The following is a 10,387-nucleotide window of genomic DNA, read 5'->3' on the forward strand; positions in this document are numbered from 1 at the left end:
CAACAGAGGTATTCGCCCATCATTCGGGTTTTGGACCGGCAGCTCAAGCCCCGAATTTCAAATACTTTAAGGAAGATTTCTATCTCAACAGCAATGTGCGGCTTACACAACCGGAATAGCCTCAATAAGCTCTCGCGTATATGCAGATTGTGGGTTGGCATAAATTTCACTGGCAAAACCCTGCTCTTCAATTTTTCCGCGTCGCATTACCACCAGCCTGTCTGACATGTATTTCACTACCGATAAATCGTGTGAAATAAAAATATAAGTCAGCCCAAACTCTACTTTTAAATCGTTTAACAAATTCAAAACCTGTGCTTGTACGGAAACATCGAGGGCAGAAACAGATTCATCGCAAACAATAAATTCGGGTTCAATTACCAATGCGCGCGCTATGCATATTCGCTGTCTTTGGCCTCCCGAAAATTCATGCGGATACTTTTTTAGAGCTGATTGAGGAAGTCCCACATAATCCATCATTTCGTCTATGCGTGTTCTGCGTAGGCGGTCAGAGCTCAAAACCCGATGCACTTTCATGGGTTCCAGTAGAGTTTCGCCCACGGTATAGCGTGGATTTAAAGAAGCATACGGATCCTGAAAGATAAGTTGAGCTCTTTTTCTCAGAGGTTTAAATTCCTTTTGCGAAAGCGGAAGGATGTTTTTACGGTCGAAAAGGATTTCACCACTATGAGCGGGTACCAGCTTTAAAATCGCTCTGCCCAAAGTGGTTTTTCCACATCCCGATTCGCCGACAAGGCCAAGGGTTTCTCCCTTTTTTACGTTGAAAGAAACTCCATCTACCGCGTGAAAATAAGCTGTTGGCTTTCCTTTCCAATCTTTTTGAGATGGAAACCAAATATTTAAATCTTTTACTTCAAGCAAATTTTCATTGTCAGAAAAATCTACATGAACTTTATTATCGCGCTCATCTTTTGGAACTCCTTCTCCCATAAAATCGGCCACAACAGGCAGGCGCTCCGGGTTTTTGTCAAGCCGTGGCCTGCACGCCAGCAGTGCTTTTGTATATGCGTTTTCAGGATTGGTAAATATATCGCTCACTGGCCCTTTTTCAAGTACTTTTCCGCGATACATTACACATACATTATCGGCTACTTCGGCCACTACGCCCAGGTCGTGGGTAATAAAAATGAGTCCAGTATTGTTCTTTTCGCAAAGCTCTTTTAGCAATTGCAATATCTTTTTTTGCACTGTAACGTCGAGTGCAGTTGTGGGTTCATCGGCAATAATTAAATCGGGATTGCAGCTAAGTGCCATCGCAATCATAATACGCTGCTTTTGCCCGCCTGAAAGTTGGTGTGGATATGAATTGTAGAGCTCAACGGGGCGAGGAAGGTTTACTTGTTCAAATAAATCCAATACACGTAGGCGAGCTTCCTTGCCGCTGCATCGCATGTGAAGTCTAATTGACTCGGCCACCTGATCGCCACAAGTATGCACGGGGTTTAACGAGGTCATTGGCTCTTGAAAAATCATCGCAATCCGCTTTCCACGAATTTTTCTGATGGATTCACTATCCAAAAGATTAACCATTTCGTTGTCGATTCGAAATTGAATTGAACCTTTGGCGATAGTAGCGGTTTTGGCCAAAAGCCCCATAATGGCAAGCGAAGTAACGCTTTTTCCTGATCCTGATTCGCCCACAATTCCGAGTGTTTCTCCAGATTGAAGTGTGATATCAAGGTTTTCTACGGCAGTAACTGCTTGCTCACCCTGGCCGAAAGAAATGGTAAGGTTCTTTATTTCTAATAAGGGCAAATCAGATTTCATCGGGTAGTGGCTCCAAATAATTCAGGCTAATAAATGCGTTTTCAGCATCTAAAGATTCATTGCTTAGCGTAATCTCAATGATGTTATTAGAAACACTGAAAGTCGTCCACCGCTTCGATAAGCCATTTTCTTTAGGTTCTCCGAATCGTGAGGTTAATTGTTCTTCCAGCTTAGGCAGTAAATCCTTTGCTTTTTCATCACTTTCGGGATAGAAATCTACCTGAATCTCGAATAATCCAAACTCATCAAATGTGTAGAAAACATGCATTTCCGTATATCCGCTTTTGAGCTGATAAGTGTAATCATATTCTATAAGCGAGTCTGAGTCGATTGTTGGGATTGCCTTTTCTCTTGTCCTTATCTGTTTCGGCTGATCACTAATATTGCTTCCGCGAAAAAGGGCGCCCTTTTCTGTTCCAAAAATTGCCTCTACGCCAACCATTTCAATTTTCTGTTCGGGCTGTGGTTCACTCTGGCACGAAATCAGCGCAAATACGAATACAAGCAGACTAAATAATCTCAATATTTTCATTGGGTATGAGAGGTAAATTCTTGAATTTATGCATGAGGTGTGCCACAGTAATCGTGTCTTTTTCGCAATAGATTTTGATTCGTTTCAGGTCGTTTTCTTCCCAGTAAACTCTGGCCACATCCGCACCCGAAATGTCGTCTTTGGGCGTGGGAATACCAAAAATATTTGCAAGTAAATTTAAAGAGGTAAAGTGCTTGTAATCACCGAATTTCCATAGCTCCATGGTGTCTAAATGATTCACTTCCCACGGTTTTTTGCCGGGCGTGTTCAGCATTTTAGGCAATTCTAGCCCGTGCAGTACCATTCTTCTCGCTAAATAAGGCGCATCAAACTCTTTTACATTATGTCCACATAAAAATTTATCGTCGCCATTAAAATGCTTAATCAACATCGATCCAAATTCAGAAAGCAAGGCTTTTTCATCATCTCCATAAAAGGATTTTACCCTCAGTTTATTGATCCCTTCTTTTTTATATTCAAAACAGGTAGAGATGCATACTATTTTCCCAAACTCGGCATAGATTCCGGCTTTTTCGTAAATTTCTTCGGGTGTTTGATTATCGCGCTCTTGAGTAAACCTTGTTTTCTTTGCCCACAAATCTTTTAAGCTATCGCTTAAATCGCTAAAATTATAACAGCCGGGAACGGTCTCTATATCGAGAAATAAGATTTGGTCTATGTCGATATGGTTAAGCATGGTACTGCCAAATTACGGAAATATTTCTTCAATCAGGTTACATACAATTGTATCTTTGCACTATGGACTTTGAATTTGAAATACGCTGGAAAGAAACAATTGCTCAACTCGAAAAAATATTTGGGGGTGCACTAGAGCTGGAAGGAATTCTCTTTTTAATAGGTGTACAGGCGCTGGGACAGGGTACTCGAAAGTTTAAAAAAGACGAGAAACTCGACCTGATTCACATCGCTATTTGCACCATTTTAACTCCCTATGGGTACTACGAGTTTTCGCATTACGACACAGATAAATGGCCGCATTTTGAAAATGTCAAAAAACTACCATTTCTAAATGATAACGATCAAAAATTATTTATGCGAAGGGCAATTGTAGATTATTTCGAAAAAGAAAATATTATTGACCTACAAGAGTAAACGTTTTTTGATTGTTTTGCTCTTCAACGATTTTAATGATCCCTTCCATATATACGGTACTATCCGGATATTCCTTCGTGATTTCCACGTTCAAAATAGCAAACCCGCTTTGGCCGGGAACGTATAAATCTGTAAAGTCAAACTTTGCAAGACCGTTACTGGAGGTAAATTCTACTACATCAATTCGGATTTCTCCTACTTCTGTGGCGTTAGTAGTTCCTTGCCCAAATAAACGAACCTCTGCTCCGGCTACAGTAGAACCGTTCGGGGTTATTACTTTCACTTCTGCAAGTGTATCTTCTTCTTTATTACAGGCTGTAACCAGCAAAACTGCAAGAGCAATTGTAAATAAAGTTATAAAGCGACTTTTCATTGTAATGGGTTTCTTAAATTCGCGCTGTCACGAGAAACCAAAAATATGAAAATATTTCACAGAAAACACAATAATCGTATTCTTCTGCTTGCATTCCTATTTTGCATGGTAGGAATTTTTTGCATTTCAGCGGCATACCGCACTGATTTCAAGAAAGAAGAGATGGTGGTAATTTCCACAAAATATGGTGATATGACGGTTCGCCTATATCCCGAAACACCCCTTCACAAAGCCAACTTTTTAAAATTGATAAACGAATCTTTTTATGATAGCACCCTTTTTCACCGCGTTATAAAAGGGTTTATGATACAAGGTGGCGACCCTGGTTCTAGGGGCGCAACAGCCGGAGCGGCGCTTGGCACAGGTGGCCCCGGATATACTATTCCGGCAGAGTTTAACTCAAGTTTTATCCATAAAAAGGGTGCCCTATCTGCAGCGCGACAGGGCGATGCTGTAAATCCAAATAAAGAGTCTTCCGGGTCGCAGTTCTATGTAGTACAGGGAAAGCCAGTTCCAACCACCGATCTGGAAAGAATGGTTGCTCAAAAAAACCGCAATGCAGCAGGTGTTTCATCTGTATATTCGCCAGAGCAAATTGAAACATACAATACGCTCGGCGGCACACCGCATCTTGATGGCGACTATACCGTATTTGGCGAAGTGGTAGAAGGACTGGAAGTGATAGATGCCATAGCCAACCAGCCTGTAGATGGAAGAAGCCGACCCATTGAAGATATTGTAATGTCTATGAAAATTGTAAAGAAAAAATGGCCGCTACCCACGAAGAAATAGAGAACGAAATTAAGAGTTTCAACGCATCATCAGCCGATGAGCTCGAAGCTTTCCGAGTAAAATACCTTGGTAAAAAAGGAGTAATCAAGGAAATGTCGGCACGCATGAAAGATGTGGCTCCTGAAGACCGAAAGGATTTTGGCCAAAGCTTGAATGCACTTAAAGATGCCGTTCAAGAAAGAATAGATTCACTAAAGGAAGCAATTGAAAGCCAATCGGGTACAGAATCAAACGAAGACCTTACCCGCCCAAGTGGCTTAGAGCAAGCGGGGAGCAGACACCCTGTAACCCTGGTGCGGAATGAAATTGAAACTATTTTTCAAAATATTGGATTCTCAATCGCCGAAGGGCCTGAAATTGAAGACGATTGGCACAACTTTTCTGCCCTGAATTTTCCCGAAGAGCACCCTGCACGTGATATGCAAGACACTTTTTTTATTGAAAAAGACCCGGATATCGCATTGCGCACACATACATCATCTGTACAAGTGCGCATTATGGAAACCCAAAAACCTCCCATTCGCATTATTGCACCGGGAAGGGTGTATAGAAACGAAGACATTTCATCGCGATCGCACTGTATCTTTCATCAGGTAGAGGGCTTGTATATTGACAAAGGAGTGAGCTTTGCCGATATGAAGCAAACCATTGAATATTTCGCAAAAGCATTTTTCGGCAAAACCAAAATCAGGTTGCGCCCATCGTATTTCCCCTTTACCGAGCCCAGTGCCGAAGTAGATGTGTATTGGGGTCTGGAGAATGAAATAGACCATAGAATAACCAAAGGAACCGGCTGGCTTGAAATTATGGGCTGCGGAATGGTAGACCCCAACGTGCTGAAGGCAAGCGGAATAGACCCAGATATTTACTCCGGATTCGCTTTTGGAATGGGTATTGAGCGCATAGCTATGAACCGTTTCCAGATAGGCGATATTCGGATGCTATTTGAAAACGACATCCGCTTTTTGAAGCAGTTTCAGGGAGCCTGGTAGCATGGAAATGAGCTGCAAGCCATTGGCTATAAGCTGCAAGACAAAAAGAGTCAGCAGGTTATACATTTCAGCTCCGCAGAATAATATTTGTTGAAAGAAAAATGTGATAAGGCTATGAATGCTCTATTGCCTTTGTTTTAGCAAGTACCATTGCGCTATTAAAACTTTTATCAAAGCTAAATATTTCCATTAATCGAAAGACTCTTCATATTTAAGTGCTAACTTCTCTTAGCGATCTTTGCATAGAATCTCATGCCTGCAGCTTGATCTGGGATTTGCGCTCTTTGCGGTCAGACTATAAAGTTCATGAATTAAATGAGTAACCCTAAAATACTAAGTTAAAGTCGTTCGAAAGGAGATGGCGTTTCGGAGTGTGTTATTAAGTATGATTTGCTAGATCTTGATCGCACATAAAAACATTAGCTCAGGATAGCGAAGAATTTCTCCATCCACTCATCAAAACCAAAAACTAAGAACTAAACACTACAAAACCTTACTAAACCTTACTAAGCTTCAGCATATTCGTCTTCCCACCTTCATTAATCGGCATACTCGCCAGGTGAATTACCATATCTCCTTCTTGTACATAGCCTTCCTTTCGGAGGATGTAACGAATGTCGGCAATGGTATGGTCAGTGCTCACCATTTTATCGTAGTAAAAGCAGCGCACACCCCACACTAGACTTAGCTGGGTAAGCAACTTTTTATTTCCCGTGAAAACGAAAATATTTGCTTCAGGGCGCTGGCTCGATATTTTGAAAGCTGTATAGCCCGAGAAGGTCATTGACATAATTGCGGTAGCTTTCACCCTTTTTGATAAACGAGTGGCATTAAAGCAAATAGAATCAGTAATATACCTGTCTTCATTGCTTTCTGCAGGAACCTCTTCGTGGTGATAAATCTTATCTGATGTCTCTATTTGCTTCACGATTTTGTTCATTACCTCAATGACTCTTACCGGATACTTTCCTACAGACGTTTCTGCGCTAAGCATTACAGCGTCGGCTCCATCGAGTACAGCATTCGCTACATCGTTTACTTCAGCGCGCGTGGGAGTATAATTCTCAATCATACTTTCCATCATTTGCGTAGCAACAATTACAGGTTTTGCATTCTTCAAGCCTTTGTTTACAAGCATCTTCTGAATCAAAGGCACATTTTGTAGCGGAATTTCAACACCCAGATCTCCGCGCGCAACCATTATGGCATCCGTTTCACGAACTATATCTGCAATATCGTCTATCGCTTCCGGCTTTTCTATTTTGGCAACTACCCGTGCATGCTTTTCTTTTGATTTAATAATATGCTTAAGCTCGATAATATCACGTGCAGAACGTACAAATGATAAACCAATCCAATCTACATCCCGATCTAGCACAAAATCAAGATCTTTCAAATCCTTTTCAGTAAGGCAGGGCAACGAAATTCGTGTGTTGGGCAGGTTTACGCCTTTATTGCTTTTCAATATACCCCCATGAACCACAATGGCTTTCACCTCTTTCTTATTATCTGTATAAGTTACTTCCAGCGCTAGCTTACCGTCGTCGAGCAAAATACGCTCTCCAACATTTACATCTCGAGCAAATTCAGGATAATTGATAAATAATTTATCAGATCCTTTTTCCTCTGTAGTTGTAAAAATAACCTCAGCCCCTTCTTTGAGCATTAGGTTGTCGCCTTCAATTTTGCCTACGCGCAATTTAGGCCCCTGCAAGTCGGCAAGAATTGAGGTATGTGTTCCCAATTTCTTGTCTGCCTCGCGAATATTCTTTATCGTTTGATCGTGCATTTTGTGGGTGCCGTGCGAAAAATTAATACGGCATACATCCAGTCCTGTCGTAATCATTTCCATGATTATTTCTACGCTGTCTGATGCTGGGCCCAATGTTGCCACAATCTTTGTCTTCTTAGTATTCATGCTGTTAACATTAAATTTTGTTTATTCTTCAGGTTCTCTATGTCTATTTCAAAAGCCAGTAGAACCTGTCTTATTTCTTTAATTTTTTTTAATATCCCTTCCATATCAACACTTTCCGATTCATCTATAATGAGTAAATAATCAGCCTGTTGAACTTCAGTTAAAAATCGACTATTGCCGCGCTTATTCTCTATAAGCCGAAACTTTAAATTAAGCTCTTCATTCGTGTAAACAAAGTAGCTATGCGCTACAATATCTTTGTTTTTTGAATGCACATCAATTGAGTCCTCACGTTTTAAAGCAATATTTAATGCTTTATTTATGCTCCAGCAAATGCGGTAATCTTTGGCCGACGCATTAATACCTATTAAGTAATACGGATATTCCTCGTCAAACCTGAGCGTGAATTTCGCCATACTTATTGTCAATATAACACGAAGGTAAAAAATAAACTATTCTATTGAGCCATTTAGTTTTTTGAGCCCTTGCTCAGACGCCCTTTGCTCGGCTTTTTTCTTAGATGAACCCGTTCCCTCCCCAATCTTCAATTTATCCATATACACTTCAGAAACGAAAGATTTAACACCCGACGACCTTTCTATGGCTCGTGTATTAAAGCTTATTTCAGATTTCCTTTTATGCGCTTCTTCATAAATCCGGCTTTTGAAATCAGCCTCCTGATCTTCAATTGTATTCATGTCAGCAAACTCGCTGAGAAGCATCAATATTGTTTTACGCGTTCGCGGATAGCCAAGGTCTAAAAATACAGCACCAAAAAGAGCCTCCAAGGCATTGCCTGCAATAGAACCTCTGGAATGAGTGGCTTGCATATCTGTTTCTATGAGCATATCAATACCCATTTCCCGTGCCATGCTATTTAAATTTGTGCGACTTACTATGCGGCTCTTTACTTGAGTAAGATCGCCTTCTTCTGATTGCGGATACTTAAAAAACAAGTATTCGGCTACTACAGAATCAAGTATAGCATCTCCGAGAAATTCTAATCGCTCATTACTGCTATCGGGCTCATTGTAAATATTACGCGCCGCCGATTTATGCCTAAGTGCAGTTAAATAAAAATCTATTTTACGGAATGATATATGAAGCTTACGCGTTAAGAGCCTTGCGACTTCGATTTCGCGCTTATTTCGGAAAGGCTTAAATAACCGTCGGAAGTTCAAGCTTTTGATTTAATCAACAAATTTCTTGAAAATCGCAGATGTATTGTGTCCGCCAAACCCAAAAGTATTACTCAGAGCCACATCTACTTTACGTTCCTGCGCTTCGTTGAGGGTGAAATTGAGTTTATTATCAATTTCGGGATCTTCCTCTTGAAAATTAATAGTAGGAGGTATAATATTGTTCTGAACAGAGAAGATACAAGCAATAGCTTCCACAGCTCCTGCCGCTCCTAATAAGTGACCTGTCATACTCTTGGTAGAAGAGATGTTCAAATCATAGGCGTGATTTCCAAAAAACTGCTTTATAGCAATAGTCTCTGCAATATCACCAAGGGGTGTAGAAGTACCATGAACATTGATATAATCAATTTCGTTCAAGTTCATTTCGGCATCCTGAAGCGCTCTTTTCATTACGCTTAATGCTCCTAGACCTTCGGGATGCGGCGCAGTAATATGGTATGCATCGGCACTCATTCCACCGCCACCAATCTCGGCATAAATTCTCGCACCACGTTTTTTTGCATGCTCCAATTCCTCAACGATTAACGCCCCTGCTCCTTCTCCCATAACAAATCCATCTCTGGTTCTGTCAAAGGGTCGTGACGCCGTTTCAGGCGATTCATTTCGCTGCGAAAGCGCGTGTAATGCGTTAAAGCCGCCTATTCCGGCTTCATAAATGGTCGCTTCAGAGCCGCCACATACAAAAGCATCAGCTTTACCGAGCCTGATGAGATTATACGCATCAATAATGGCATTTGTACTTGAGGCACAAGCTGCAACTGTGGTATAATTCGGGCCGCGGAAATTGTACTTAATAGAAATAAGACCAGATGCTATATCCGCAATCATCTTGGGGATAAAGAATGGATTAAATCGCGGGGTTCCATCTCCTTTAGAAAACTCAATCACTTCGTCCTGAAACGTTTGCAAGCCTCCGATACCGGAACCCCAAATAACACCAATTCTATCGACGTCTAATTTTTCGGGATCTAACCCGGAGTCACGCACAGCCTCTTCTGCCACTACCATGGCAAACTGTGCGTATGGATCCATTTTGCGGGCTTCTTTCCTGTCAAGGTGATCTTGAATGTTGAAGTTTTTCACTTCACACGCAAAACGAGTCTTGAATTTAGAGGCATCAAAACGGGTAATAGGAGCAGCGCCGCTTACCCCCTTTGTCAATGCCTCCCAATAATCATGAGCGGTATTGCCAATTGGTGTAAGCGCTCCAAGTCCTGTTATGACTACGCGCTTTAGCTCCATAAGTAAGCTCTCTTACTTTTTGTTGTTTTCAATATACTCTACTGCCTGACCAACTGTACCGATCTTCTCGGCCTGATCGTCAGGAATAGCGATATTAAATTCCTTTTCAAATTCCATTATAAGTTCTACAGTATCTAGAGAGTCAGCTCCCAGATCGTTTGTAAAACTCGATTCTAAATTTACTTCTGATTCGTCAACTCCTAATTTATCAACGATAATCTTGGTAACTTTTGATTTAATATCTGACATATCCGTGCAGGTTTGTGTTTAAATTTCAGTTTGCAAATAAATGAATAATACCCATACTTTCAAAATCCTATTTATAATCTACAAGTATCTTACTGACAGGATGTTTCATTATATTGGGCACTTTTAGGTCTGGATGTGGATAGCCTACAGGGATCAATAAGTAGGGTCTTTCGTTATCCGGACGGT

The 10,387-nt window shown here is 41.0% G+C and carries 12 protein-coding genes; 3 read left to right on the top strand and 9 right to left on the bottom strand.

Annotated features, from left to right (window positions below; translation table 11 throughout):
• Positions 1-102: 102 nt before the first annotated feature.
• From G3O08_RS17375 to G3O08_RS17385, 3 genes are read right to left on the bottom strand one after another with little or no spacing between them, the layout of a single operon-like run.
• Positions 103-1,788, bottom strand: coding sequence for an ABC transporter ATP-binding protein (locus tag G3O08_RS17375; protein ID WP_163286730.1), 1,686 nt, complete (start codon positions 1,786-1,788; stop codon positions 103-105).
• Positions 1,778-2,311: a hypothetical protein gene (locus G3O08_RS17380; protein ID WP_163286731.1), complete on the bottom strand. Its 534-nt coding sequence runs from the start codon at positions 2,309-2,311 to the stop codon at positions 1,778-1,780. Before G3O08_RS17380 ends, G3O08_RS17375 begins: the two co-directional genes overlap by 11 nt.
• On the bottom strand, positions 2,298-3,017 hold the full coding sequence (locus G3O08_RS17385; protein WP_163286732.1) for a 3'-5' exonuclease: 720 nt from the start codon (positions 3,015-3,017) through the stop codon (positions 2,298-2,300). The genes G3O08_RS17380 and G3O08_RS17385 overlap by 14 nt, the downstream gene beginning before the upstream one ends.
• 62 nt (positions 3,018-3,079) lie before the next feature.
• On the opposite strand from G3O08_RS17385, the gene G3O08_RS17390 reads away from it, so the two are divergent.
• Entirely contained in the window at positions 3,080-3,433 is a 354-nt protein-coding gene (locus G3O08_RS17390; protein ID WP_163286733.1) for a hypothetical protein, read from the top strand.
• On the opposite strand, the gene G3O08_RS17395 is transcribed toward G3O08_RS17390, so the two are convergent.
• Positions 3,414-3,806, bottom strand: coding sequence for a hypothetical protein (locus G3O08_RS17395; protein ID WP_163286734.1), 393 nt, complete (start codon positions 3,804-3,806; stop codon positions 3,414-3,416). The genes G3O08_RS17390 and G3O08_RS17395 overlap by 20 nt on opposite strands.
• Positions 3,807-3,851: 45 nt before the next feature.
• Between G3O08_RS17395 and G3O08_RS17400 the strand changes: the two genes are divergently transcribed.
• Both G3O08_RS17400 and pheS read left to right on the top strand, forming a co-directional pair.
• On the top strand, positions 3,852-4,598 hold the full coding sequence (locus G3O08_RS17400; protein ID WP_239541323.1) for a peptidylprolyl isomerase: 747 nt from the start codon (positions 3,852-3,854) through the stop codon (positions 4,596-4,598).
• Positions 4,574-5,590 (top strand): phenylalanine--tRNA ligase subunit alpha, encoded by a 1,017-nt coding sequence (gene pheS, locus G3O08_RS17405; RefSeq protein ID WP_163286735.1) that lies wholly within the window; start codon positions 4,574-4,576, stop codon positions 5,588-5,590. Before G3O08_RS17400 ends, pheS begins: the two co-directional genes overlap by 25 nt.
• 496 nt (positions 5,591-6,086) lie before the next feature.
• Here pheS and pyk read toward each other — a convergent pair whose 3' ends face one another.
• The 5 genes from pyk to G3O08_RS17430 are packed head-to-tail and all read right to left on the bottom strand — an operon-like array spanning position 6,087 to position 10,201.
• Complete coding sequence (pyk, locus tag G3O08_RS17410; RefSeq protein ID WP_163286736.1) at positions 6,087-7,508, bottom strand: pyruvate kinase; 1,422 nt, start codon at positions 7,506-7,508, stop codon at positions 6,087-6,089.
• Positions 7,505-7,924: an IPExxxVDY family protein gene (locus G3O08_RS17415; protein WP_163286737.1), complete on the bottom strand. Its 420-nt coding sequence runs from the start codon at positions 7,922-7,924 to the stop codon at positions 7,505-7,507. Before G3O08_RS17415 ends, pyk begins: the two co-directional genes overlap by 4 nt.
• Positions 7,925-7,960: 36 nt before the next feature.
• The gene (rnc, locus tag G3O08_RS17420; RefSeq protein WP_163286738.1) at positions 7,961-8,689 is read right to left on the bottom strand and encodes a ribonuclease III; all 729 of its coding nucleotides are present in this window, start codon (positions 8,687-8,689) and stop codon (positions 7,961-7,963) included.
• A gap of 9 nt (positions 8,690-8,698) precedes the next feature.
• The gene (fabF, locus tag G3O08_RS17425; RefSeq protein ID WP_163286739.1) at positions 8,699-9,952 is read right to left on the bottom strand and encodes a beta-ketoacyl-ACP synthase II; all 1,254 of its coding nucleotides are present in this window, start codon (positions 9,950-9,952) and stop codon (positions 8,699-8,701) included.
• 12 nt (positions 9,953-9,964) lie between these two features.
• Positions 9,965-10,201, bottom strand: coding sequence for an acyl carrier protein (locus G3O08_RS17430; RefSeq protein ID WP_163286740.1), 237 nt, complete (start codon positions 10,199-10,201; stop codon positions 9,965-9,967).
• Between the last annotated feature and the right edge of the window lie 186 nt (positions 10,202-10,387).

Source organism: Cryomorpha ignava (assembly GCF_010686655.1).
GTDB lineage: Bacteria > Bacteroidota > Bacteroidia > Flavobacteriales_D > Cryomorphaceae > Cryomorpha > Cryomorpha ignava.

Coding starts and splice junctions, on each gene's coding strand:
- pyk (WP_163286736.1), bottom strand. CDS start 7,508: ATGAATACTAAGAAGACAAAGATTGTGGCAACATTGGGCCCAGCATCA.
- pheS (WP_163286735.1), top strand. CDS start 4,574: ATGGCCGCTACCCACGAAGAAATAGAGAACGAAATTAAGAGTTTCAAC.
- G3O08_RS17375 (WP_163286730.1), bottom strand. CDS start 1,788: ATGAAATCTGATTTGCCCTTATTAGAAATAAAGAACCTTACCATTTCT.
- G3O08_RS17385 (WP_163286732.1), bottom strand. CDS start 3,017: ATGCTTAACCATATCGACATAGACCAAATCTTATTTCTCGATATAGAG.
- G3O08_RS17430 (WP_163286740.1), bottom strand. CDS start 10,201: ATGTCAGATATTAAATCAAAAGTTACCAAGATTATCGTTGATAAATTA.
- G3O08_RS17395 (WP_163286734.1), bottom strand. CDS start 3,806: ATGAAAAGTCGCTTTATAACTTTATTTACAATTGCTCTTGCAGTTTTG.
- G3O08_RS17390 (WP_163286733.1), top strand. CDS start 3,080: ATGGACTTTGAATTTGAAATACGCTGGAAAGAAACAATTGCTCAACTC.
- fabF (WP_163286739.1), bottom strand. CDS start 9,952: ATGGAGCTAAAGCGCGTAGTCATAACAGGACTTGGAGCGCTTACACCA.
- G3O08_RS17415 (WP_163286737.1), bottom strand. CDS start 7,924: ATGGCGAAATTCACGCTCAGGTTTGACGAGGAATATCCGTATTACTTA.
- G3O08_RS17400 (WP_239541323.1), top strand. CDS start 3,852: ATGAAAATATTTCACAGAAAACACAATAATCGTATTCTTCTGCTTGCA.